At 46.3% G+C, this 25,183-nt stretch carries 23 protein-coding genes; 7 read left to right on the forward strand and 16 right to left on the reverse strand.

Features of this window, described 5'->3' with window-relative positions:
* The first annotated feature begins 123 nt into the window (after positions 1-123).
* Positions 124-1,479: a hypothetical protein gene (locus IGQ44_10500; GenBank protein ID HIK38402.1), complete on the forward strand. Its 1,356-nt coding sequence runs from the start codon at positions 124-126 to the stop codon at positions 1,477-1,479.
* On the opposite strand, the gene mutS is transcribed toward IGQ44_10500, so the two are convergent.
* The 5 genes from mutS to IGQ44_10525 all read right to left on the reverse strand — a co-directional run bounded on the left by mutS (position 1,480) and on the right by IGQ44_10525 (position 9,228).
* A complete protein-coding gene (mutS, locus tag IGQ44_10505; GenBank protein HIK38403.1) occupies positions 1,480-4,104 on the reverse strand; it encodes a DNA mismatch repair protein MutS in 2,625 nt (874 codons plus the stop codon).
* 37 nt (positions 4,105-4,141) lie between these two features.
* The gene (locus tag IGQ44_10510; protein ID HIK38404.1) at positions 4,142-5,119 is read right to left on the reverse strand and encodes a methionyl-tRNA formyltransferase; all 978 of its coding nucleotides are present in this window, start codon (positions 5,117-5,119) and stop codon (positions 4,142-4,144) included.
* Between the two features lie 43 nt (positions 5,120-5,162).
* Complete coding sequence (locus IGQ44_10515) at positions 5,163-5,828, reverse strand: DUF1997 domain-containing protein (protein ID HIK38405.1); 666 nt, start codon at positions 5,826-5,828, stop codon at positions 5,163-5,165.
* 26 nt (positions 5,829-5,854) lie between these two features.
* Entirely contained in the window at positions 5,855-6,631 is a 777-nt protein-coding gene (locus IGQ44_10520; protein HIK38406.1) for a slipin family protein, read from the reverse strand.
* 74 nt (positions 6,632-6,705) lie between these two features.
* Positions 6,706-9,228, reverse strand: coding sequence for a glycogen/starch/alpha-glucan phosphorylase (locus IGQ44_10525; protein ID HIK38407.1), 2,523 nt, complete (start codon positions 9,226-9,228; stop codon positions 6,706-6,708).
* A 341-nt stretch (positions 9,229-9,569) separates the two neighbouring features.
* Between IGQ44_10525 and IGQ44_10530 the strand changes: the two genes are divergently transcribed.
* The 3 genes from IGQ44_10530 to pdxA are packed head-to-tail and all read left to right on the forward strand — an operon-like array spanning position 9,570 to position 12,647.
* A complete protein-coding gene (locus IGQ44_10530) occupies positions 9,570-10,343 on the forward strand; it encodes an ABC transporter permease (GenBank protein HIK38408.1) in 774 nt (257 codons plus the stop codon).
* Between the two features lie 29 nt (positions 10,344-10,372).
* The gene (locus IGQ44_10535; GenBank protein ID HIK38409.1) at positions 10,373-11,623 is read left to right on the forward strand and encodes a HAMP domain-containing histidine kinase; all 1,251 of its coding nucleotides are present in this window, start codon (positions 10,373-10,375) and stop codon (positions 11,621-11,623) included.
* On the forward strand, positions 11,613-12,647 hold the full coding sequence (gene pdxA, locus IGQ44_10540; GenBank protein ID HIK38410.1) for a 4-hydroxythreonine-4-phosphate dehydrogenase PdxA: 1,035 nt from the start codon (positions 11,613-11,615) through the stop codon (positions 12,645-12,647). The genes IGQ44_10535 and pdxA overlap by 11 nt, the downstream gene beginning before the upstream one ends.
* Here the strand turns inward: pdxA and IGQ44_10545 are convergent.
* Genes IGQ44_10545 through IGQ44_10555 form a run of 3 tightly spaced genes read right to left on the reverse strand, consistent with a single transcriptional unit; the run spans position 12,634 to position 15,650 of the window.
* Entirely contained in the window at positions 12,634-13,368 is a 735-nt protein-coding gene (locus IGQ44_10545) for a TrkA family potassium uptake protein (GenBank protein ID HIK38411.1), read from the reverse strand. The genes pdxA and IGQ44_10545 overlap by 14 nt on opposite strands.
* Positions 13,369-13,374: 6 nt before the next feature.
* Entirely contained in the window at positions 13,375-14,709 is a 1,335-nt protein-coding gene (locus IGQ44_10550; GenBank protein HIK38412.1) for an ATPase, read from the reverse strand.
* On the reverse strand, positions 14,706-15,650 hold the full coding sequence (locus IGQ44_10555; protein HIK38413.1) for a 3'(2'),5'-bisphosphate nucleotidase: 945 nt from the start codon (positions 15,648-15,650) through the stop codon (positions 14,706-14,708). The genes IGQ44_10550 and IGQ44_10555 overlap by 4 nt, the downstream gene beginning before the upstream one ends.
* A 112-nt stretch (positions 15,651-15,762) precedes the next feature.
* On the opposite strand from IGQ44_10555, the gene IGQ44_10560 reads away from it, so the two are divergent.
* Entirely contained in the window at positions 15,763-16,965 is a 1,203-nt protein-coding gene (locus tag IGQ44_10560) for a class I SAM-dependent methyltransferase (protein ID HIK38414.1), read from the forward strand.
* Here the strand turns inward: IGQ44_10560 and IGQ44_10565 are convergent.
* The 6 genes from IGQ44_10565 to IGQ44_10590 form a co-directional block, all read right to left on the reverse strand.
* On the reverse strand, positions 16,962-18,470 hold the full coding sequence (locus IGQ44_10565) for a pentapeptide repeat-containing protein (GenBank protein HIK38415.1): 1,509 nt from the start codon (positions 18,468-18,470) through the stop codon (positions 16,962-16,964). The genes IGQ44_10560 and IGQ44_10565 overlap by 4 nt on opposite strands.
* 172 nt (positions 18,471-18,642) lie before the next feature.
* Positions 18,643-18,993 (reverse strand): DUF1257 domain-containing protein, encoded by a 351-nt coding sequence (locus IGQ44_10570; GenBank protein HIK38416.1) that lies wholly within the window; start codon positions 18,991-18,993, stop codon positions 18,643-18,645.
* 100 nt (positions 18,994-19,093) lie between these two features.
* Complete coding sequence (locus IGQ44_10575; GenBank protein ID HIK38417.1) at positions 19,094-20,617, reverse strand: AAA family ATPase; 1,524 nt, start codon at positions 20,615-20,617, stop codon at positions 19,094-19,096.
* 67 nt (positions 20,618-20,684) lie between these two features.
* Positions 20,685-21,026 (reverse strand): hypothetical protein, encoded by a 342-nt coding sequence (locus IGQ44_10580; protein ID HIK38418.1) that lies wholly within the window; start codon positions 21,024-21,026, stop codon positions 20,685-20,687.
* A 124-nt stretch (positions 21,027-21,150) separates the two neighbouring features.
* Positions 21,151-21,351: a hypothetical protein gene (locus IGQ44_10585; protein ID HIK38419.1), complete on the reverse strand. Its 201-nt coding sequence runs from the start codon at positions 21,349-21,351 to the stop codon at positions 21,151-21,153.
* Positions 21,352-21,374: 23 nt separating this feature from the next.
* Positions 21,375-21,644, reverse strand: coding sequence for a hypothetical protein (locus IGQ44_10590; protein ID HIK38420.1), 270 nt, complete (start codon positions 21,642-21,644; stop codon positions 21,375-21,377).
* A 42-nt stretch (positions 21,645-21,686) separates the two neighbouring features.
* Here IGQ44_10590 and IGQ44_10595 point away from each other — a divergent pair, with 42 nt between their 5' ends.
* A complete protein-coding gene (locus IGQ44_10595) occupies positions 21,687-22,046 on the forward strand; it encodes a DUF1823 family protein (GenBank protein HIK38421.1) in 360 nt (119 codons plus the stop codon).
* On the opposite strand, the gene IGQ44_10600 is transcribed toward IGQ44_10595, so the two are convergent.
* A complete protein-coding gene (locus tag IGQ44_10600) occupies positions 22,039-22,479 on the reverse strand; it encodes a dTDP-4-dehydrorhamnose 3,5-epimerase (protein HIK38422.1) in 441 nt (146 codons plus the stop codon). The two genes, IGQ44_10595 and IGQ44_10600, sit on opposite strands and share 8 nt — an antisense overlap.
* Positions 22,480-22,690: 211 nt before the next feature.
* On the opposite strand from IGQ44_10600, the gene tkt reads away from it, so the two are divergent.
* Positions 22,691-24,697, forward strand: coding sequence for a transketolase (gene tkt, locus IGQ44_10605; GenBank protein HIK38423.1), 2,007 nt, complete (start codon positions 22,691-22,693; stop codon positions 24,695-24,697).
* Positions 24,698-24,747: 50 nt separating this feature from the next.
* Here tkt and IGQ44_10610 read toward each other — a convergent pair whose 3' ends face one another.
* Positions 24,748-25,107 (reverse strand): Mo-dependent nitrogenase, encoded by a 360-nt coding sequence (locus tag IGQ44_10610; GenBank protein ID HIK38424.1) that lies wholly within the window; start codon positions 25,105-25,107, stop codon positions 24,748-24,750.
* Positions 25,108-25,183: the final 76 nt, after the last annotated feature.

A 25,183-nucleotide genomic window follows, 5' to 3' on the forward strand; every position in this document is an offset into this window, starting at 1 on the left:
GCGGGGGTTAATGGAGAAAAAATAGTTGTTTATAGGGAGAATAAATAGAAAAGTAGGGGTGTAAGGGATGAGAAAGGTGTTATAATGAGCCGAGAGGCGCCGGAGGGGGGTTTTGTGGCAAAAATGAGCGGTAGGGATTATTTAAATCAATGCAGAAGAATGTTGGCTGGCGCCATGGAGAAATTGGGGGTGTTTGTGGGGGAGGAAGAGATTGCCGAGATATCTGAGTTAATTACAGATACAATGGGGGGGAGACGTCGTTATTATCATAATTTTGAACATATTTTAAACTTCAGCAGTCAGGATGATCCTCTTATAATCATTGCAGCCCTATTTCACGACCTAATATATCTCCAGGTAGACAGAGAAATTCCCTTTAATCTTACCACCTACCTGTATCCCTATCTCAAGGAGAAGAATGGAAGTTTTTGGCTTAGAAACAATGTTGGCAACGGGGATAAAATCCTGGGGATATGTTTGGGCTTATTTGGTTTAAAAGAGGGGCAAAATTTGAGTAAATTTCGGGGGAGGAATGAGTTTTTAAGCGCCCTAGTAATGGCCAGGATTCTTCAGCCCCATTTGCCCATTAAGATTCTAACACGTCTGATGACTATAATTGAGCTGACTATTCCTTTTAGAGGGATTAAAGAAAAAACACCACCGGAGGAGTTGCATGAACGTCTTTGGAGGGTAAACGCACAATTTGGTTTAGGTTTTACAGACAAAGAGATTGTTGACACCATCATTCAGGGAGTAAAGATGGCTAATATTGATGTTAGCGGTTTTGCCACGACAAATTTTGGGGAATTCATAAAAAATACCTGGTTAGTGTTGCAGGAGGGTAACGCCTTTTTCCAGGACAACTGTTTTTATACTGTAAAGGAATATTGTCAGGCTTTAATTTCCCCAAACAGACTTTTATCCGAGTTATCTCCCGAGAGGATTCTTCTCCGTTACAAAAATGAGCCTCCCGAGGAGGAATATAAAATACTAACTGACAGAGTTGTTTATAATCTTTCTCTGGGGAGATACTTCTTGGTTTCCCAGATAGTCAGTTTGTCAGTCTTGCAGGCTTTAATTGCCAAATTTACCCCCTCTTTACCCTTATCCTTTTTATTTCCAGATGTCTGTTTATCCCCTGCCGAATATCATTCTTTGACTGACTACATTCGGGGGGTAAACCACGTGGATTCAAACCCCAATTTCCCTCTTATAGGGGATATATTTCATTTCCTAAACTCTGAAGAAATCTCAAGGGTTTTGCCTTCGAGAGAATTGGTTAAACTCGTAACATTTGTGATGAAATCGCTTCCCCTGGAAAGACTAGAGGAAATTGAAGAGAAGTGTTATCTTTATTTCGAGCATAAAATAGGAGAAAGGGAATTGTTAAACAGTTTTCCAGGGGAGTTGGTATCGGTTTTGCAAGAGGCTTTAGGGTTATTTATGATGGAAAAAGGGGAACAAACAAAAGGGATGTGACTATTCAAAGATGTCTAATTGGGGGAGGAGAGGGGTGGTATTCTTTTCCGGAGGGGGAGGAGAGATTTTGCCGAGATTTTTCCGCAAACCAATAGCAATTTTACTATGTTTTTCAATCTGCCTCATCACCTGTTTGGCGCGATTGATAACTACGGGGGGTAAACCGGCAAGTCTAGCTACCTCAATGCCATAGGATTTATCCGCACCACCTGGTTTCACCTCGTGTAAAAATATGATTTCGTTTTCCAACTCCCTCACGGTTACCTGATAATTGGCTACATTGTCCAAAACAGAAGCTAACTCGTTTAATTCATGGTAGTGGGTGGCAAATATTGTCATACAACGTATTTGAATAGCTATATACTCGGCTACCGCCCAAGCTATGGACAACCCGTCAAAAGTGGCTGTACCTCGCCCTATTTCATCCAGTAGCACCAGGGATTTAGCAGTGGCATGGTTGAGGATATTGGCAGTCTCATTCATTTCTACCATAAAGGTGGACTGCCCAGTACCAATATCGTCTACAGCACCAACACGGGTAAAGATACGATCACATATGCCTAGGGTAGCACTTTCGGCGGGCACAAAGCTACCAATTTGAGCCATAATTTGAATCAATCCCACCTGTCGCAGATAACAACTTTTACCACTAGCATTAGGGCCTGTTAGAATTATTAAGTCAGGATAATCTCCATCCCCCAAATAAGTGGAATTTGGCACATACATCCCAAAACCGAGAAGTTTTTCCACCACTGGATGTCGGCCATTTTTGATTTTAATTATGCGTTTATCGGTAATGGTAGGGCGACAATAGTCTTGATACACAGCAATTTCAGCCAACCCTGCTAAGACATCCATGGCAGCTATGGCTTTAGCAATTTTTCTTATTTCCTCAGTTTTTTCTGCTACCTCGGCGCGCAATTGGACAAATATTTCGTATTCTAACTTAGCAATTTCACCCTTGGCATTAAGGATGCGATTTTCCCTTTCTTTTAATTCGGCAGTAATGTATCTTTCCTCATTGATGAGAGTCTGTTTTCGCTGGTAGTCTTTGGGGGCGAGGGAAGCCTTGGAACGAGGAATACTGATATAATAACCAAAGGTCTTATTGTAGCCCACCTTAAGGGTAGAAATACCAGTGCGTTGTCTTTCAGTTGCCTCCAGACTGGCTAGCCATTCCTTGTCTCCCTCCACCAGACGACGCATCTCATCCAACTGGGGGTTTACACCATCGCGGATGATACCACCCTCTTTAATCTGTTGCGGGGGGGATTCTACGAGACAATCCACCACCTTTCGCCCTAAAGCCTCTAATTCGGGGGGTATTTGCTGTAAAGCCTTGAAATAGGGAGACTTCCCCTGCTTAGCCAAGGAAGCCAGATAACTGAGACGGAGGAGGGAATCCGCCAAATTTAACAATTCTTTAGGATTTGCGGTGCCTGCGCCTACCCTGCCGGCAATTCTTTCCAAATCGTATAGATTCCTAAAAACCCGCCTTAACTCATCCCTCAAGCCAGGATTGGCAATCAACTCTTCTATAGTATCCTGACGGGCTATTATCCCCTCTTTGTTGATAAGAGGTTGCAACAACCAGCGTCTGAGAGCCCGGGCTCCCATAGCAGTGCAAGTATTGTCCAGAGCCCAAAGGAGAGACCCGTGGAAGGTGTTGTCGCGAACAGTTTGGGTAATTTCGAGGTTACGGCGAGTAGTGTGGTCTATGATGAGATAATCGCTCACCTGGTAAGTGCGAATTAGTTGCAATGGCACCTGGTGAGCCTTCTGGGTATCCTGAACATATTCTAGCAGACCGCCGGCAGCGCGGATAGCAAGGGGGAGATTTTCACAGCCAACCCCTTCGAGGGATTTAAGGGAGAATTCCAGCAGCAGTCTATTCCTAGCCTCGTGAAGTTCAAAAGCTTTTTGGGGGCGAAGGGTATAACAGAAGCAGTCGGGGAGGAAGGGGGGGATATGTTCGGATTTTTGCCCAGGGCGGATAAGGGTGTTAAAATCGGGGGCCCTGACGGGGATAAGCACTTCTGCTGGCTGGAGACGCAACAACTCTGTAGTAAGGGCATTGACATCCTGATTTTGAGTGGTAAAAAACTCGCCGGTGGAGATGTCAGCATAAGCCAAGCCCCAATAATCCTTTGCCACCACCACTGCCGCCAAGAAGTTATTGCGTTTAGCCGGCAGCATTTCATCGTCCGTAATGGTGCCTGGGGTGAGGAGTTTAGTGATGGCCCTTTTCACCATTCGTTTTTCGGCGGCGGCGGTAGCGGAATCTTCCACCTGGTCACATACTACAACAGCGTAGCCCTTTTCCACCAGTTGTCTAGCATAGCGTTCAAGGGCATGGTGTGGTACTCCCGTCATGGCGATTCGCCCCACGTTAACCCCACCCTCCTTGCTAGTGATTACCAATTCCAATTCTCGAGCCACGGTGACAGCGTCTTGGAAAAAGCATTCAAAGAAATCCCCCACTCGGTACAACAGGAGGGCGTTGGGATATTGTTGTTTCACCTCCACATAGTGTTGATACATGGGGCTCAAATCGGCAATATTCACCTGGCGATAGTCATCGTGGGGACAATTTCTTGTGCCTTTGACCACAGACTCTTCTCTCATTCTTGTCCTTTTCCTGGTATTATGGAGAGGGTAAGATTTATTGTAGGACTTCCCCTGCCTGTAGGCGCATACCATTGATGAAGGAGGCGGCGGGTTGTAGTTTTTTGCCGGCCAGTTGTACTTCCAGAATTAGCAGCCAGTCTTTCCCTGTTTGCACTATAAAGCCCTGATTTTTAAGGACTTTCACCACCTCACCTACCTTTTTCTGGGGGAGAGAGAGGGAGGAGAGGTGTTGGTAGGGGGGAGGGAGGGGTGTGTCTTCTGTTAAGGGGAGACTACGGCTAACTTTAAGGGTTTGTCCACGGAAGGTAGTATAACAGTCGGGGGAGAAGGCACGAATCTGGTTGTGGATTTGCAGGGCTGGACGGTGCCAATCTATGAGATAATCTTCATTACGGATAACGGGGGCATAGGTGGCCTTTTCGTTGTCTTGGGGGATGGGGGTAATTTCACCTCTTTCCCACTTATCTAGGGTTTCCAGTAACAAATCTGCCCCCATGAGAGCCAGTTTTTGGGACAATTCCGGATAGGTGGTAAGAAGACTGATGGAAATGGAGGCTTGCAGGAGGATGTCACCGGTGTCTAATCCTTCATCCATCAACATGGTGGTAACACCGGTTTCTGTTTTGCCATCATAAAGACACCATTGAATGGGTGCCGCGCCACGGTATTCTGGTAAGAGGGAGGCATGGACATTAATGCAACCCAGACGGGGCATTTTCAACACTGCGGGGGGGAGGATTTGTCCATAGGCCACCACTACAAACACATCCGCCTGGCTATCTTTTAGTTTTGTCAGGGTTTCCTCATCTTTTCTCAGACGTTTTGGTTGCCAAACGGGTAGGTTATATTGTAGGGCTAATTGCTTGACTGGTGGGGGGGATAGTTTATTCCCCCTTCCCTTTTGTTTGTCAGGCTGGGTTACCACTCCCACCAGGGTATGTTTTCCCGTGTTTATTAGTTTTTCTAGAGCAGGTAGTGCAAATTCGGGGGTGCCAAAAAATACTATTCGCATATTGGTAGCATACTGGTGAATCATATAGCCAAAGAGACAAAAATTATTCTACGGGATAACAAACCCTGGCTTCTTTTGGGGGGATGGGGAGGGAGAGACTTTGATGAAAGTCTTTTTGCACTTTATAACTAAAACGGGGAGACACGTGTTTGATAATTTGTCTTAGCAGTTGGTTGCCTGTTTTCTGAATAACAGAAAGGGGGAATTTGTAGATAAAGGGGGGGAAGGTAATAGTGACAGTCAAATCCAGATGCCAGTTTATACGAGTAATAGTGGCAGGGAGAGAGGAAATGTCATGACGACGGAAGACAGTTTCAATCCCCTTGGCGGCGGCTAGGGGGATAGTTTCCAAATTCATTTCTGCACGATAGTTTATGGCATAGGGGGATGAGGAGGAGTTTTCGTCAGCCACCGAATACATGATATAGTGGTCATTGACAGGGGGAGTTAAAACAACACTCATGGTGGGTTGCAAATAGTAACCTAGGGAGCCATAGTTGCCAATGGTGATGGTGTAACCGTTGTCTCCCAGGGGTGTAGCCTTCATAGGTTGGGCACAACGCACAAACCACTTCTTATGGTTGCGCAGATAATCTCTTACTGTCTCTATGTCACTATACATTTCCATCATCCCCACGAATCTTGTTTGGAATTTTACGGGGATTATACATTCAACCCCATTAGCATTGTCTGTTGCCTCCTCCACCAGGTTACGATTTAGGTTTTCTTCCCCCATTACAACTCTTCTCTCTGTAATTCCTTTTGTAACTTTAAAGTAAATTGCTTAGCCAGGGTGACTAGTTCACTGGGTATTAAGATGACAGTAGTAGTATTATTTTCAGCACCAATTTCCGTGAGGGTTTGTAGTCTTCTCAATTCTAGGGCAATGGGGTTAGAGGCTATGGTTTGACTGGCTTGTTGCAACATCTCGGCAGCTTCCTTTTCGGCAGAGGCCTTGATGAGACGTGCCCGTTTTTCGCGCATTGCCTCCGCTTCTTGTGCCATTGCCCGTTGCATAGACTGAGGGATTTCTACATCCTTCATCTCCACTCTTTCTATTACTATGCCCCAGGGTTCGGTGATTTCGTCCACTATTTCTTGGATTTGAAGGTTAATCTTATCTCGATTTTTGAGGATGTCATCCAGTGCATTCTGCCCCACTACATTTCGTAGGGTGGTCATTGCCGCCTGATAGACAGCAAACTCGTAGTTTTCGATGTTGTTAATGGCCTTTACCGGGTCTAACACTCTGTAGTACAAAACCGCATTTACCTTTACGGTAACACTGTCAGCAGTGATGGTTTCCTGAGATTCAATATCCACGGTTTTAGTGCGGAGGTCAATGGGGGTTCTTTGCTCAACAATAGGTATAATCCAGTATAAACCAGGCCCTCTTATGCCCTTGAGTCGTCCAAAACGGTATACCACCCCCCGCTGATATTCTTTGTCCACTTTCAAAGAAGAGAAGAAAATAACGGCAGCAGCGCCAATTATGCCTAATATCCAATCCATGAAACACCTCCTCGGGAGAAACCGGGAGGGAGTCAATACCCCCGGCTACCTCCCTATTCGAACGCTTCTACCAGTTATTCTAGTGTGATTTTCACTGGGGATACCTTCCAGATCTCGTCGCAATATTCCTTAACAGTGCGATCACTGGAGAATTTACCCATTCTGATGCTATTTAGGATAGACATGGTAGTCCATTTTTCCTTGTCTTTATAGGCGGCGGCTACTTGTTTTTGGCATTCCACATAGGATTGATAGTCAGCCATCAGCATATAGGTATCCTCGTGGAGGAGATGAGCCACCAACGGCTTGAATAACTCCCTGTCACCGTGACTGAAGGTGCCGTCTGCAATACGGTCGATTACCTCTCGTAACTCCTGATTCTGTTCATAATACTGATAGGGGTTATAACCGGAGGCTTTGAGACGGTAAACCTCATCGGCAGTTAAACCAAAGAGGAAGAAGTTTTCATGGCCAGCCTCGTCTCGTATTTCTATGTTAGCACCATCCAGGGTGCCAATAGTGACAGCCCCATTCATAGCAAATTTCATATTACCAGTCCCAGAGGCCTCTTTGCCAGCAGTGGAAATTTGTTCAGATAAATCCGCGGCTGGGTAAATAATTTGTCCCAGGGAGACGTTAAAATTGGGGAGGAAAATAACCTTCAGACGCCCACGCACATCGGGGTCACTGTTTATTACTTCTGCTACACTGTTAATGAGTTTTATAATCAATTTGGCCATGAAGTAGCCTGGGGCAGCCTTGCCGCCGAAAATGAAAGTACGAGGGTGGATGTCTATGCCGGGATTGCGTTTGATGCGGTTATAGAGGGTGATGATATGTAACACCATCAGGTGTTGTCTCTTATACTCATGGATTCTCTTAACCTGCACATCAAAAATAGAGTTAACATCCACCTCTATACCCAATTTCTTGTGGATGTAGTCAGCCAGGCGTATTTTATTCTTATATTTGATTTCCCGCCACTGTTGACGAAACTGCTGGTCATCAACGTATTTTTCTAATTTTCGCATCTGGTTGAGGTCTCTCAACCAACCATCGCCAATCTTGCTGGTAATCAGCTGTGACAGGAGGGGATTACTCAACAACAGCCAGCGTCTAGGGGTTACCCCATTGGTTTTATTGTAGAACTTTTGGGGCCAGAGGAAGGCAAAGGCGCGGAGGGTGTCTTTTTTGAGCAATTCCGTGTGCAAGGCTGCCACCCCATTAATGGCATGACTGCCCACACAGGCTAGATGCGCCATTCTTACCTTTTTGTCTTCTCCCTCTTCAATGAGGGACACATCTCTAACCAATTGCTCATTGCCAGGATACCACGAACGTACCTGTTCTAGGAAGAGATGGTTGATAAGGTAGATGATTTCCATGTGGCGGGGGAGAAGTTTTTGAATGAGGCTTACCGACCATTTTTCTAAAGCCTCTGGCATGAGGGTATGATTGGTGTAGGCAAAGGTTTTCTGGGTAATGTCCCAAGCCTGATTCCAATCCATACCATGTTCATCTACCAATATTCGCATCAACTCGGCGATGGCGATGGCGGGGTGGGTGTCATTGAGTTGGATGGCAAAATGTTCGTGGAAATCATCCAAACGGTTATTATTGCGTAGGTGAAGCCGCACCAAGTCTTGTAGAGAGGCAGAAACGAAGAAGTATTGCTGTGCCAGTCTTAATTCTTTACCTGCCGGGGTGTTATCATTGGGATACAATACCTTGGAGATGGTTTCCGAGTTGATTTTTTCTTCCACCGCCCTGTCATAATTGCCAGCGTTGAAAGCCTCAAAGTTAAATGCCTCACTGGCTTCTGCCTTCCATAGTCTGAGGGGGTTTACGGTATTAGTCTTGTATCCGGGCACTGGTGTATCATGGGGTATGGCAATGACTGTCCTTTCGGGCACCCATGATACTCTTTGTCTCCCCCTACTGTCATAATAGGTTTCTGTATGGCCACCCAATTTTACCTCTACAGTTTCATCGGGGCGGGGAATTTCCCAGGGGTTGCCGAAACGCAACCAGTTGTCGGGCACTTCTGCTTGCCAACCTTCTTTAATCAGCTGGTGGAAGATGCCAAATTCATAACGGATGCCGTAGCCTATGGCCGGAATCTCCAAGGTAGCGAGAGAATCCAAGAAACAAGCCGCAAGTCTGCCTAAACCACCGTTTCCTAAACCCGGATCCGGCTCTTCTTCCAATATTTCCTCCAGGGAGAGTCCTAATTCCTTTAAAACCTGTTCCACCCGTTCATATATGCCCAAGTTTACCAGATTGTTGCCCAAATGTCTACCCATTAAAAATTCCGCCGACAGATAGCATACGATTTTGGTGCGGTTCTTCTTGTAGGTTTCGATGGTTTTGAGGAAACGCTGCAACAACCTGTCCCTTACCGTATATGCTAATGCTACATAGTAATCATAGTTAGTGGCATCTGTAAAACTTACCCCCTGAATGTAAAACAGGTTGTCCAAAAACGCCCGCTTAAGGGTTTCTGGACTCATCCCCGTGCGATCGTCTTCTACCTCTATCCTGGTACACTCTTCTGCCCTTGCTGTATTGCCAAACAATTGCGGTGTCTTTTTGAGCATTTTTTCCTATTTTTCTCTCTTATCTCTTCCCTTTGTTTTATTCTCTCATATTTTCATCTTTTTTTTCTTGTAGATTTATTTCTTTTCTCCCCCTTCTCCTCTCGTACTTTTTTAATTTTCAATTGTAATTTTCTCAGCAAAACCCCAAATAAACTTTATATTTGTTTACACAAGTTATAGTTTTTTTATCATCCCTGACCCAGAGAAGGAAACAAGAGGTAGTGAAAAATTACAAAAAAGGGGGAAAAAGGAGTTAAAACAGGGCGGGGAAAAAGGGGGATTTACGAGGGAACGAACAGGGGGTAAAATAGACAATGAGAAAAAAGAAAAGGGGAGGAAAGATGAATATAGGTAGGATTTTAGCTGTAGCGAGGAATGGTTTTCAGGAAGTGCTAAGGGATAAGATTCTCTACATTGTGGGCTTGTTTGTCATAATTTTAATCCTCGGGGCTATATTGCTACCGCCTATTTCTGTAGGGGCGGATCAAAAAATATTTCTAGATTTGGGGATAAATGCTATTAGTTTAATCGGGGCTATTGTTGCAATTTTTGTAGGCACAGGATTAATCAATAAAGAAATAGAAAAAAAAACAGTATTGGTATTAATACCTAAACCCGTAGCCCGTGCCGAATTTATCATTGGCAAACATCTGGGCCTGTCAGCCGTTATATTTGTATTGTTAAGTACCATGACGGTGTTTTATCTGATACTGCTCAGCACGTTGAAAATCCCCTACAACCTGGGGAGTATTCTTGTAGCCGTCGCCTTTATCCTTTTGGAATTGGCCTTATTGGTGGCCGTCGCCATGACTTTCGGTGTTTTCACCAGTTCCATTCTAGCCACTCTCTTTAGTTTTGGGGTTTATATTATGGGACATTTAAGTAGAGATCTATTACAATTGGGTAAAATCACTGATAATCCTGGAGTAAAGCAAATTACAAGGCTCCTTTATGCCATTGTGCCAGACTTAGAAAGACTAAACCTGAAAAACGGGGCGGTTTACAATATTCTACCTCCCACTGGGGAGTTGTTTAGTGCACTAGTTTATGCCCTCTTATACATTGTTTTCCTTTTGAGTATTACAATACTAATTTTCTCCCGAAGACAATTCTAGATTAAACTATTCTAATGAAAGCTAAAACTATGTCTCACCCTGTTGTATTGGACAAGAGCCTAGTGAATCCAGAAATTGTAGACAACTTCTATGATTTTCTCGTTTTCCCCCTGGAAACAGCCAAGACAGTAGAGGATTTTTGTCGCGCCTGTTTAGAAGTAATCATTCAAAGAGTAGCAGTCAGGGTTTTTATTGTTTTCCGAGTAGAAGAAGGGGATAACATTGTCCGGGAATATGAATTTTATCCCGGGGAAAAGCCTAATATCGTTTCAATTTATAGTACTCTTAAACAAGAAATTCCAGCCAATCAAAACTATGAACAATCCCTCTGTTGGGTCAAAGGGGGTGGCGTTTATCTATTTCCTCTGATTTTTAAAAACCAACTGCTGGGCTATGTATATCTAGAGACAGAAAAAGGGGAAAAAGTGGGCAGTTATTCCCTTAAATTTTTGTCAGGTATATTCAAATTTATCTCCCTATACCTATATCAGGATCGACTAGAGAAGAAGGAGAAGCAACTGGAGGAAAGGGAGAAAACATTGGAGTCTAATTTACGGAAACAGAGCGAATATTTATCCTACATGAATCATGAGTTGAGGACACCCCTAGCAGCAGTAATAGGTTTTTCAAAAATGCTGCAACAGAGGATTTATGGAGATTTAAACCCAAAACAAGCTCAATACGTAGACGCAATATACCAATCAGCCACCTACCTGTTGGAGTTAATCAGTGACTTATTGGACTTGTCTAAGATTGAGGCGAAAAAAGAGGAATTATTCCTAGAAAAAATCTTGGTAAGAGAGTTGTGCGAGGCGAGTTTATCCCTGGTAAAAACCAAGGCAGAGGAACAAAATCTGGAGTTAAAATTAGAGATAGATGAAGACATAGTATACTGTGAGGGAGATCAACGCCGTCTGAAACAGATACTAGTAAATCTACTGTCCAATGCGGTAAAATTCACGGAAGAGGGCTCAGTAACCCTAAGGGTAACCAGGGAGGGGGATTGGCTGTTGTTTAAGGTAATAGACACGGGGATTGGCATAGACGAGGAGTCACAAAAAAAATTGTTTCAGCCTTTTGTGCAGTTAAAGACACCCCTTCATAAGAAACATAGAGGGAGTGGTTTGGGATTAGTTATTTCCCGGGGGTTGGCGAGACTACATGGGGGGGATATTACTCTTATCTCAGAGGAGGGAAAGGGGAGTTGTTTTACCGTTTGGTTACCTTTAAATCCCCAAGAGAATTCCCAAAAACAGGAGAAACAAGACAATGACTATTAGACTGGCAGTGACAATGGGGGATGTAGCAGGGATAGGGGGAGAGGTGATTTTAAAAGCCTTAGGGAAGCTGACAATACCATCTGATGTCCAGATTACTATAATTGGGTCTAAGGCCTGCCTAAGGAAGACTTATACTCATCTGCAGAGTATTATCGATGCCCCACTGGCAAACCCAGATTGTCTGGAGGTGTTGGATATAGATTGCCCCTATGATTTTATCTGGGGAGAGGGAAGCAAGGCAACGGGAAGAGCAAGTTTTCTTTACCTGAAAGAGGCTATTGAGTTGACGAGAAAGGGGGAATTTGACGGGATTGTAACAGCACCTATTGCTAAGTATTGGTGGCAGGAGGCGGGTATAAATTATCCAGGACAAACAGAGGTATTGGGGGAGATGGCTGGGGTGGGAAAATACGGAATGATGTTTGTGGCTAAATCTCCCTACACCGGCTGGATTTTACGCACTCTTTTAGCCACCACCCATATTCCCCTAAAAATGGTAGCTGATACCCTCACGCCGCAGTTAATGGATGAAAAACTGTCTTTACTGGTGGAAAGCCTGGAGAAGGATTTTAATGTAAGTAACCCCCATATTGCCGTTGCCGGTTTGAATCCTCATAGTGGGGAGGATGGGAAAATAGGGTGGGAGGAAAAACAATGGCTTTCCGACTGGCTAGAAAAGGCAAAAGCCCAATATCCCCATGTGGTTTTTTCCGGCTTAATCCCTCCTGACACCATGTGGGTGAAACCTACACAGGCATGGTTTCTGGATGGTAGCATTGCCACCCCTTCTGCCTTCCTGGCATTGTATCATGATCAGGGTTTAATTCCCGTCAAGGCTATGGCCTTCTTTGAGGCGGTAAACACTACAATAGGATTACCGTTTGTAAGAACCTCACCAGATCATGGTACAGCCTTTGACATTGCGGGGAAAGGGATAGCAGAGGCAAAAAGCATGATAGCCGCCATAGAATGGGCGCTAGAATTATGTCGTAATCGAAAAAAATTACAGGTCAAAGGCGGTTGATGTCCTTATTGGAGCCAATAACTACCATATAATGGCCTTTGGTAAGGACATATTGAGGGGGGGGGTTGATAGTGAGTTTTTCTTCATTGCCTACTGCCAAAACATTTAACCCATAACGGGTGCGTAATTTAATCTCAGCCAGGGTTTTGCCGTCAAATTCTTCTGGCACTTGGATTTCTACTATACTATGATCTGGGTCTAGTTCAAATCGGTCTAAAATGCCCGGTTTAGTGAGGGTATAAGCCAATTCCCTACCGGCGTCGTATTCGGGGTATACTACCAAGTCAGCACCCACTTTTTTAAGGAGTTTGCCATGGGTTTCGGATGACGCCTTAGCCACCACATATTTTACCCCCCCTTCTTTGAGATTAAGGGTAGTAACGATGCTTTCTTCCAGATAGTTACCGATGGCGACAATAACGGTGTCTAATTCAAAAATGCCAGCTTCCTTGAGGGCGCTAACTTCTGTAGAATCTAAACGGATGGCACTAGTAGCAATTTTATCTGTTAAGGCTTGGGCAACTAGTTTTTCCTCCACATCGGCGCCCAAAACCTCATAACCCATATTGTAGAGGGTTTGACAGACTGCCCTCCCAAATCTGCCTAAGCCGATAACGGCAAATTGACGGGTGTCTTTTCTGAGGTTTTGGAGAAACTTTATCCCCCCCAAATCTAGGTTAAAAAAGCTTTTGGGGTGAGCAGGATTATTTTTGTCCACCATGGTAGTTTAACCTACTAATAGATTTTCTTGGGGATACTCGATGCGACTTGGACGAGTTTCACCAATGATAGCCGCCATAAACAGTAAAACTCCTACTCGTCCTAGATACATGGTAAATATTAGAGCCATTTTTGCCAACTGGGGCAACTGAGGGGTAATTCCCGTAGACAATCCCACAGTGGCAAAGGCGGAGACTACTTCAAATAGAATTGCCAGGAATTCGTGTTTCCCATCCAGAAGGGATATAATGAGGGTTATAACCACCACTGTCATGGCAGAACCGAAGACCACTGCCATTGCCTTTAAAATTAGGGATACGGGCACTTCTCTTTTAAACATTATTACCTGTTCTTGTCCTTGTAGTACCGCCTTTGTACTGCTGTATAGAATTCTAATAGTTGTAGTTTTGATTCCTCCACCCGTACCACTGGGGCTAGCGCCAATAAACATCAAACAGATAGTAACAAACAAGCCGGAAGAAGTCATGGCGGCTATGTCGATGGAGTTAAACCCGGCAGTGCGACTGGTGACCGATTGGAACCAGGCTAGCATAATTTGTTCCTTAAAAGGGTGTGGGGCTAGGGTAGAAGGGTTGTTGACTTCTGTCAAATAGACGGCGATGGTGCCCAACACCAATAGCACTGCCGTAGTACTGGTTACTACCTTAAAATTGAGGGAAAATTCATGGACGGGTTTATTGTTGCGGAGGATGTCTACTAGCCAGAAACAGACTTCGATGATTACCTGATAACCTATACCCCCTAAGATTATCAGACTGGTGATAATCAGATTAACTGGCAGGGAAGTCTGGTATCTCATGAGGCTGTCGGGGAAGAGACTAAAGCCGGCGTTATTCCAGGCGCTTACAGAATGGAATACAGCCAGCCATATTCCCCGAAATAGGCCATAGTCTGCGGCAAAGGTGGGAAAAAGGAGGATGGTGGCCACCAATTCCAAGATGAAGGTGGTGACAATGATAGATATCACCAGATTGCGGCTGCCTTGAAGAAAGGGACGGTCAAAGGACTCTTTTATGGCTATTTTTTGTCTAAAATCGAACTTTTTGCCAATTAAGAGTATTAAAAAAGTGGTGGTGGTCATGTAGCCCAATCCCCCTATTTGGATCAACAGGAGGATTACCAACTCCCCCAAGAAGGAAAAATAAGTGCCAGTGTCTGTTACTGTCAAGCCGGTTACACATACTGCGGAGGTGGAGGTGAAAAGAGCCGTCAGCAAATCCCCCCACTCTCCTGTTTCCGTACACCAAGGGAGGGTTAGCAGAAAGGTGCCAATGGCAATGACGGCTACGAAGCCAAGACAAATACTTCGGGCTATTGTCATTGTGAGGATAAGGCTTTTAATACGGCTTGGTGTATGCTACCGCAGGAGGCAACTATACCTCGATTATTAATCATCTTAGGGGAGGAGAAGAAATCAAGGGGTTTGCCAAACATGTCCGTGACAATCCCACCAGCTTGTTCCACAATGATAGCACCTGCGGCATGATCCCAAATATTCTCCCGGTAGTCTGGATATTTGGGGGAAGGGAGACGGAGATACAAGGCTGCCCTTCCGGAAGCCACAATGCCGTATTTGGCCTGGGAGTCTACTTTTAGGGAGGGGTTAGTAATACCTACTGCCCTAGCAATGGCATTTTGTCTTTCTGAGTCGCCGTGACTGGATTCTACACTTTCCACCAGGCGGAAATACTCCCCCGTTTGACTGTCAACCACTTGTAGTCTAACAGCCTCTTCTCCCGTCAGGGGCATCCTATAACTCCCTTCATCCCTTACAGCCACAAACAGGGTGCCATCCCACAAGGCGGGACATCCTAATATTCCTAATTTTACCTCTCCCCCTTCAATCAGTGCCAAGGCGATAGCATATTGGTCTTGACGGAGGAATCCCTTTGTGCCATCAATGGGATCTAGGGTCCAAAAACGCTCCCCCACAGTGCCATTGCCGTAGTCAATCCAGTCTAACACCTCGTCAGCGGTAGCAGAGGGGATAATCTCTTGCACGTATCTAGTCACCTGGCTAAGAATCTCAGTGGCTCCTGGTTGACGTAGCTGCTGGGCACATTCTTCTGCTACAATGGGGTCATCGGGAAAGGCCTCTCTTATGGCTTTACATATGATGGCTTGTGAGCCGAAATCTGCTACGGTCACTGGGCTTTTGTCTTCTTTTGCCAAGGCTGGTGGTATAGCTGCCCTAACCTTCTCGCACAGTCGGGAGGCTTGACGCACTGCGGCGATGGCAATTTCTTTTTCTTTCTGGTACATATAAAGACGGGAAATGGTCTCCAGGGCATAAGATTTTATCGATTATTGGAATTTTATAGCAGAAAGGTCATGATATAATCTGACAGGGAAAGAGGCAGTGGATGAGAAGTTGATGTCAGAGGTTACAGAGGCGGTTAGAAGACTTTATAACACATATCCCTTCCCACCAGATCCCCTATTAGACGAACCCCCTGCTGGTTATAATTGGCGTTGGCACTATCAGGCGGCTTATAATTTCTGTACTGGCATCAAGCCCAAAAAAAGGGAGAAAATTCGCATTTTAGATGCGGGTTGTGGTACAGGTTCGGGGACAGAGTATTTAATACTACACAACCCCAAGGCTGACATAGTAGCAATAGATATTAGTGAGAAAGCCTTAGAGATTGCCCAAAGGCGACTAGAAAAGTCGGGAATTCTCAAGGAATTTCAGGGGAGTATTATCTTCAAACAGTTGCCTGTGGAGTCGGTTAGCCAGTTGGAGGGGGAGTTTGATTTTATCAACTGTGTTGGCGTATTACATCATTTACCCCAGCCGGAGGTTGGGTTAAAGGCATTAGCTTCAAAATTGGCTCCAGGTGGAATTTTCCATATTTTTGTGTATGGGGAGTTAGGCAGATGGGAAATCAGGTTGATGCAACAGGCCATTGCCCTGTTAAATGATAAAAAAGACGACTACAAGGAGGGGGTAAGGATAGGGAGGAAAATATTTGCCGCCTTGCCGGAAAACAATCGTTTGGTGAGGAGGGAAAGGGAGCGTTGGGCGTGGGAAAATCAAAGGGATGAGTGTTTTGCCGATATGTATGTCCACCCCCAAGAGATAGACTTTAACATCAATACCCTTTTTGATTTTATCAACAGCTCAGGTTTAGAATTTGTGGGCTTTTCCAACCCCCAGGTATGGCAACTAGAGCGTTTGCTGGGTAAAGATGAAGAACTAATGAAAAAGGCGTACTCCTTAACAGAAAAAGAACGTTACCGTTTGATAGAATTGCTAGATCCAGAAACCATTACCCATTACGAGTTTTTTCTAGCCAAACCGCCATTACCCCGATATGACTGGCAAGACGACGACCTGTTGGCAAAAGCCATCCCCCAATTGAATCCCTGTATGTTTGGCTGGGAGAGTAAAAACCTGTTAGACTACCAATTTCAACCCGTTACCCTTGACGACAACGAGTTTGCCTTTATGAAACTCTGTAGCCTGAATCCCGACAAACAATTTACAGTAAGGGACATCTTATCTCGGGTATCCTTAAACCTATCACAAGTGCGTTCTCTGGTCAAGAGGCAGTTAGTGATGTTAAGTCTGCCCTAGCCAAACAGACGTTTTTTGCCGTCGGGGAAGATGGTATTCCAGTTGGTTACGGCTTGTGCCAATTGTTCCTCGGTGACTGTAGCGCCCGTAAGGTCGGCACCACAGAGGTTAGCGCCCATGAGATTTGCCCCCTCCAAATTGGCCTTTCGCAGGTCAGCCTCCCGCAAATCCGCCTCTTGTAGGTCGGCTTTAAGAAAATGCCCATATTTGAGACGGGCCTTGTAGAAATTGGCGCCCTTTAGGTCAGCAGCGTAAAAATTAGCCCTTTTCAGGTTGCTTCCTTCAAAGTTGACCCCTTGCAGCTGACAGTGGTGGAAATTGATTCCCGGTATTTCTTGTCCGGAGAAGTCAAACCCGTTTAAATTCTGACCACTAAAGTCCCTTTTACCCCTGCCATAACTGAGAAGGATAGTCTCCACTGTGACCGGAAGGGCAACCAGATGGCCGGTTTTCCCCTGACGGGATTTTCTCGCCCTAATAGCCTTGGCCAAACGGGCAGTGGGGGAAGCATAACTAGCATCAGAGGAGGAGTCATCGGCGGTGAAAGTGGCTTGAGGGAGGGGAGATTGAATCAACAATCCCTGTTTCAATTCCCCCTCTGCAGAAATCAATTCTAGATCCTTCAACACCTCTTCTGCTGACTTGTAGCGGTTGCGTACATCCACCTCCAACATTCGGGATAAAATAGTCTCCAAACCCTTGCTGATGTTAACAGACTCTCGCCACGCCAACTCCCCTGTATTTTCATTTACTGGAAATTCCTTAGGCGATTTTCCCGTCAACAAGTACAAACAGGTAGCGCCAAGGGCATAAATGTCGCTAGAATAGAAGGGGCGCATGGCCAACTGTTCAGGGGGTGCATAACCCATAGTTCCCACAGCAAACTGGGTAAGGGCGGTTTTGCCGTGGTATTTCGCCGCCAACTGGCTATTGACCTCATCCTTGACTGCCCCGAAATCAATGAGTACTAGTCTACCGTCTTGTTCTCTCCGGATAATATTAGCCGGTTTGATGTCGCGATGAATAATTTTTTGGGAGTGGACATATTTAAGCACCCGTAAAATCTCCTCCAGAAATTCCTTGAGCTTTTTCTCAGTAAAAACACCGTTTTTCTTAACTTCCTGTTGGAGATTATCCCCTTTAACCCAGGTTTGTACCAGGTAAAAGCGCCTATCTTGTTCAAAATAGTCCAAAAGACGGGGTATTTGGGGATGGTCTAACTTTCCCAGGGTTTTGGCCTCTCTGGCGAACAATTCCAGTGCCATTTCAAAATCCTCTTTGTCATCCGCAGGCACTTTCAATTGTTTAACCACACAGAGGGGGTTGCCAGGGAGAGACAAATCCACACAAAGGAAAGTGGAGCCGAAGCCGCCCTTGCCGATTTTCTTGACAGCACGATAACGACCCCTTAAAATAAGCTCAGAGCCACATGCCTGACAGTATTTCAGATTTGGGGGATTTTGGGGAGAGGGGCAGTCGGGGTTGAAGCAATAGCTCAGAATCATTCGGCTCTTTACATCTCCATCCACAATAAGTATAACGATTTTAAACAGGGACAGTTCCCCGTGTTTTCCACGAAAACCCCACAAAAAACAAAAAGAAAAAAAAAAGGGCTAACTAAGCCCTCCTTGACTAACCCTGTTAGCAAAACACTTTATAGTCACCTAGAAGACGGCACTACTTAACCACCAGTTTGACGTTGGCATTTTGTAGGCCGCGCTGTTTAACCTCTTTCAGGGTCTTGTTAACAGCATATTTTTGGTTGATGGAGTTGATGAGTTCAGTTTGATTGTGTTTCTTGGCAACACCCCACAGATCGGCGATGAGGTCAAAAGTGCCATCGGCATTCCGAGACCATCCCAGGTCGTATTCCCCTTCCAAAACGGCCACAATGTCAGCACGAATTCTCTGATTGTTGTAGCCGCGGACATCGGCGTTGAGCTTAACAGTCAGGCCAAGGTCCTTGAGGGAGTTGATGAGAACTTCAGCGTCGGTTATTTTTGTACGGAGTGTGCTAAAATGGGACATGGGACTTCCTCCTATTCTCTAACGACAACAAACAATTAACTAAAGGACAAGTAGAACTGTTAGCACGGGGCTAACCTTTCTCTATAACAGAGAAAGCCTGTCAAAACTCCATCCGCTGGTACTCAGCGATGGAGGCTGAAGCAGGTCGGGCCCTTTGTCTGGCCCAGTCTCGTAGCGCGGTGACCTGTTCAGTCATAGTACGGGACAGAGGGAGAGTGGACTTGATAGCGGCGATGATGTCCAGCTGGTTAAACTCTCTCCCCTGGGCGAAGGCCTCATACATGGCCGCCACTATCGCCTGCTCAATCTCTGCCCCGGAGAAACCTTCGGAAACCTTTGCCAACTCCTCCAGGTCGAAGCGACTGATGTCACGGCGTCTTTTCCTGAGGTGAATTCTGAAGATTGCCTCTCTTTCTAGGGGGGTAGGCAAATCCACGAAGAAGATCTCGTCAAAGCGGCCCTTTCGCAGGAACTCCCCCGGCAGCCTGTCAACCCGGTTAGCAGTGGCCATGACGAACACCGGCGAGCGTTTCTCCTGCATCCAGGTAAGGAAGGAACCAAAAATTCGACTAGAAGTACCCCCGTCCGAGTCACTCGAGCCAGCACCCCCCGCGAAAGCCTTGTCCAACTCGTCTATAAACAGGATAGCAGGGGAGATAGACTCGGCAGTCTTCAGGGCACTCCTCAGATTAGCCTCTGACTTCCCCACCATGGAGCCGTCGTAAACCCTGCCCATATCCAACCGCAACAGAGGCAATCCCCAGAGTTTAGAGGTGGTCTTAGCAATAAGGGACTTACCGCACCCTGGGACACCTAGAATCAACATCCCCTTCGGCTGAGGCAGGCCGTACTCTCTGGCCTTGTCGCTGAAGGCTTCGGCCCTTTGAGTCAACCACCGCTTCAGCTCCTCCAATCCCCCCACCTCGTCTATGGTCTCGTCTTCCTCCAGGTATTCGAGAATGCCATTGCGGCGGATGAGTTGCTTTTTCTCGGACAAGACAATTTCCACTTCTTCCTCGCTCAGTCTGCCCGACTGGACAATTGCCTTGCGGTATACCTTTTCCGCCTCGTCCAGGGTCAGTCCCAAAGCCGCCCTTACCAGCTTCTCCCTCACCTCCGGAGATGGTGGCCTTACTCTGCCCTTTCTGACTACCCCTTCCAGAACTCCATCTAGCTCTCCTGCTTCTGGCAGGGGGAAGTCCAACACCACCAGATCCTTTTCCAGTTCCGGGGGAGTTTTCTGATAGGGTGACATTAGGATCATGATTTTTTCTGTCCCCTTGAAACTAGCTATGGCATCTCGAAGCCAACGGGTTACGGTGGGGGACTCCAGGAAGGGATGTAAGTCCTTGAATATGTAGATCCCCGGTTCTTTTTGTCTTACCACCCACTCGATGGCCGCCTCTGGGGAGATGGTATTGTGTTGCCCCGACACCCGTTCACTATTGCCCCATTCCACTATGCCACGGGTCACCGTCCACAGGTAGATCCTCGGCCTTGTCTTGCCCTCTGCCGTCCTTGCCACTATTTCGGCAATTGCCTGTTGGGCGCGCTCCTCCTCCGATGTGATCAAGTATATGAGGGGATACTGGGCTCTTATCAGGATGCTCAACTCTTCTTTCATGGGCCTTTCCTCAACAGTAGTCGGCAGTGAGTGGTACAAAAGACGGTGGTCGCGGCTTGACTTCTATCTAACAGGGCAGCAACTGTCCTGAGGCGTTTGGGGCAACGGTGTTGGTCTTTTCTTCTAACAGTGGCAGTTCTTCTTCCACCACGGTAGGCTGACTCTTTAGGGACACCATCTTGCCATCTCGCAGTACCATGGCGGCGTTACATTCGGGACATATGTGCACTTGGTGCGTCCTGCCATATCCCGCCTCCACCTCTTCTACCACTTCCGGGTGTCCTAGGTAGAAGCCTATGGCTTTTTCCACCAAGGCAGACATGGAGTCCCCTTCTATCGCCGCCCTTATTTTCAGTTGGCGATGTAACGAAGGTGGGAGATAGAGAGTTACTTTTTGCTTTTCTTGCATATTTGCTGTTTGCTCTGCCCAGGTGCGATGTCTCTAATTTAACCTTTTTTTTCCTCCCTGTCAAGACGTTTTCCCATTTTTATGGCTTTTTCGTAACAATTCTTTACATTTTAGCCAGAGACTGTCACTCCGCCACCACAGTAGCAGGGGTGGCAAGAGGGAGCCAACCCGGCCATTGACGGTTATTTGATACAATAAGGGCAAAACCCGGACTCTTGCGGGGAAAGTGGCGGGCTTGTATTAGTAATACTCCTGGTGCTTCTTGTATCTTTCTGACAAGGGCAAAGGCAGGGGGTGTGGGTGTCGGGAAGTAGAGGAGAAACAAACATAGACCCTAGTAGCAGTATGCTAGGGACTAGCCAGTATAACACACCGGCCTGCGGCCTCTGGGGTGACTATGGGGGCATTCGCGAACCCTGCCGTGGTATACTCTTCTTCACTTATGGGCTTTTTACCAAACTCAATGATAAAGGGGGATTTAAGGGAGTAGGTGAAGGCAGTGGCTTTTAGGAAGGAGGGGGATACTAGTGACAAGGAGAGGATTATAGAAGTGACAGTGGTTAGAAGTCCTATCCCTATTGCAACGACACACCAATCCCCCGACAGTGGAACGGTCAATTACAATAATAGTTCAGACGTTCTTTGAGGGAGATTAATCGGATGTTAAAAAACCTGCCACCGCTGACAGAGGAGACCATTTGGGGCATTCTGAAGGAAGAGATAGACGACGAGACGGTGAATCAACTGGCCTGGTATTATTTGGGGTATCGTTATGACGAGACAACGGGGAAATGGGATACCAGTTTGGTAGAAGAAAGTTGGCAAAAAGAATACCCCAACCCACCAGATTTTATAGCTAATCGTCCCCCCGTGGTCAAGTTGACTCGCTCAATTCCCCCCGAAAAGAAGCAACTGTTAAAGGAAAAATTAGGTTTCAAAGGCTATAAGATTGGGGAATTCACCCCCCGAGATGCTAGACGTGCTACCATTGCTAACTGGTTACTGGGTTTGATTAGCTGAGACTGACTGTCCGAGAATCAGAGAGTTTCAATACATGCTGTAAATCATAGGGGAAAGGTTTTTTGACAGGCTGATAGTCTTTGGGATGGGGTTTACCGTGACGCAATACGGCATTTACCAAGAAACAGGGTTTATCACTGAGATTGATGGCGCCATGGGGGATTTTCGGCGGAATTATTACCACCTGAGGCCTGTCCTCCCTTAAGTGTATGTACTCGTAACGTCTGTTGTGCAATATCACCAATACAAAACTTCCCCTCACCACCAACAGCTGATCGGTCTGAAAACGGTGTACAAACAAATCATCCACACTGTGGGGGGGAATTTGTACTAGCATGGTTTCGTGACTGGACTGGGGGGTATAAAAGTACGACATACCCCCCTGTATAGACTCCAGTTGGCGGATTACTACGCCGCTGCCTTTGATACCCATTGTCTCTGCCCTTCCTTTGTGATTGTAACCTTCCCCTAGTCTAGCTCAACAATTTGTAAAAAAATGTTGCTGATTTGACGAAAAATTCCCCTTTTGTGGTAGGGCCAAGGGCATATAATAATCCACCGAGTTGATGGGGAAACAAGTTGCGCTCCATCCGAAAGAATGAGAAGATAAACAGTTAACAGTTAACAGTAGAAACAAACTGACTATGGTAGTTGCAAGCCAGTCTATTGAACAGTTGTGCATTAACGCCATTCGTTTTCTCTCCATAGACGCGGTAGAGAAGGCTAAATCCGGACACCCAGGCCTACCGATGGGGGCGGCGCCCATGGCCTTTGTATTGTGGGATCGTTTCCTGCGCTTTAACCCCAAAAACCCTAATTGGTTCAACCGTGACCGTTTTGTGCTGTCAGCGGGACATGGCTCCATGTTACTATACTCCCTGTTACATCTATACGGTTACGACAGTGTTACCATAGAGGACATCAAGCAGTTCCGGCAGTGGAAGTCAAAAACCCCAGGACACCCGGAAAACTTCATGACACCAGGGGTGGAGGTTACCACTGGACCGTTAGGGCAGGGAATTGCTAATGCAGTAGGATTGGCTTTGGCAGAAGCCCACCTAGCCGCCAGATACAACAAACCAGACTGCAAAATTGTAGACCACTACACTTATGTTCTCCTGGGGGACGGTTGTAACATGGAAGGTATCTCTGGCGAGGCGGCCTCCCTCGCCGGCCACTGGGGGTTAGGTAAGTTAATAGCTCTTTACGACGACAACCATATTTCCATCGATGGCTCTACAGATATAGCCTTCACAGAGGATGTATGTAAGCGGTTTGAGGCCTATGGATGGCATGTACAACATGTACCAGACGGAAATACAGATTTGGAAGGCATTGCCAGAGCCATAGAAAATGCTAAGGCAGTCACCGATAGACCCTCCCTCATCAAGATTACAACTACCATAGGCTATGGTTCCCCCAACAAGGCTAACACAGCAGGGGTTCATGGTGCGCCCCTAGGTGCAGATGAAGTAGCCCTTACCCGCAAGAATCTAGGTTGGGATTACGAGCCTTTTGTGGTACCTGAGGATGTGTATAATCACTGCCGCAAAGCCATTGAAAGAGGAGCCCGTCTCCAGGCAGAGTGGGAAGAAACCTTTGCCACCTACAAGGCCAAATACCCAGCCGAAGCAGAGGAGTTTGAGAATATCCTTAATGGCAAATTGCCCGACAACTGGGCCGACTGTCTACCTCGTTATACCCCTGAAGATAAACCCGTTGCTACCCGTAAACACTCAGAAATCTGCCTAAATGCCATTGCCAAGGTATTACCCCAACTAATCGGCGGCTCAGCAGATTTAACCCACTCCAACCTCACAGAGATTCACCATGAAGGCGATTTCCAAAAGGGCGCCTACCACAACCGCAATATCCACTTTGGCGTTAGAGAGCATGCCATGGGGGCTATTTGTAACGGCATTGCACTACACCGTAGCGGTCTTATTCCCTATGGAGCTACATTTTTAGTATTCACAGATTACATGAGAAATGCCATCCGGCTGTCAGCCCTATCACAAGCCCATGTAATATGGGTGATGACTCATGATTCCATCGCCCTGGGAGAAGATGGCCCTACCCACCAACCCGTCGAGCATTTGATGTCTTTGCGTCTGATACCCGATTTGTACGTATTCCGCCCCGCCGACGGCAATGAGACTTCTGGCGCCTATAAGGTGGCTATTGAAACCAGAAACAGGCCCTCCCTCTTAGCCTTGAGTCGTCAGAATGTGCCCAATTTGCCGGGCACTTCCATAGAAGGGGTAGCCAGAGGCGCCTATGTCCTCTCCGGTGGGGAAGAAACCCCCGATATTATACTAATAGGCACTGGCAGTGAGGTAGCTTTGTGTGTGGGGGCGGCCGACAAGTTAAGGGCAGAAGGCGTAAAGGTAAGGGTCGTATCTATGCCCTGTATTGAGCTTTTTGAAGCCCAAGACGAAGAGTACAAAGAGTCCGTATTGCCCAAGGCCGTGAGAAAACGAGTATCTGTAGAAGCCGGCGTCACCTGGGGATGGGAGCGTTATATTGGGGATGAAGGTATTGCCATTGGCATCGACTGCTTTGGCGTTTCCGCGCCAGGTAATGTGGTGATGGCAAAATTCGGTTTCACGGTGGATAATGTCTATGCCAAGGCTAAATCCCTTTTAGGCTAAGATGCCAGAGGCCCCCTTTTAAGGGGGCGTTTTTTTGCTACTTGTAGTCACTATTTCCCCTCTTTCTGAGATTCTAGATAACAGACGGCGCGGAACTTCAGTGCCATAAGATTGTCATAGAGGGGATTCAATTTACACAGGGGTGGAATTTTCAATATGGTGCGATTAAAACACCTAATTTCTCGGGCAAAAGGACACTGAGAGGGGATTAGTTCGTCGATTATCCTAGCAGTTTTCTCATCTTTAATCTCGATACTATCTATCCATTTCTTCAGTGGTGATAAAGGGTCAAAACACCTAATTCTTCTGCCTATATCCCGCAAAAAACCTCTATTTACTATGTTTAAATCATCGGAACCTGGGCAGTTTTGAAGTACTATTTCCGAGAAGAGATAATCTGTGATTCCCATGAGGAAAATCTCCCTTATTCAAGGTTTTGAGACAAAACCCCCTTCCGCCTGTCCTCACTCCCACCCTTTCCCAGGG

It is taken from the genome of Geminocystis sp. M7585_C2015_104 (assembly GCA_015295805.1).
In the GTDB taxonomy this organism is placed as follows: Bacteria; Cyanobacteriota; Cyanobacteriia; order Cyanobacteriales; family Cyanobacteriaceae; genus DVEF01.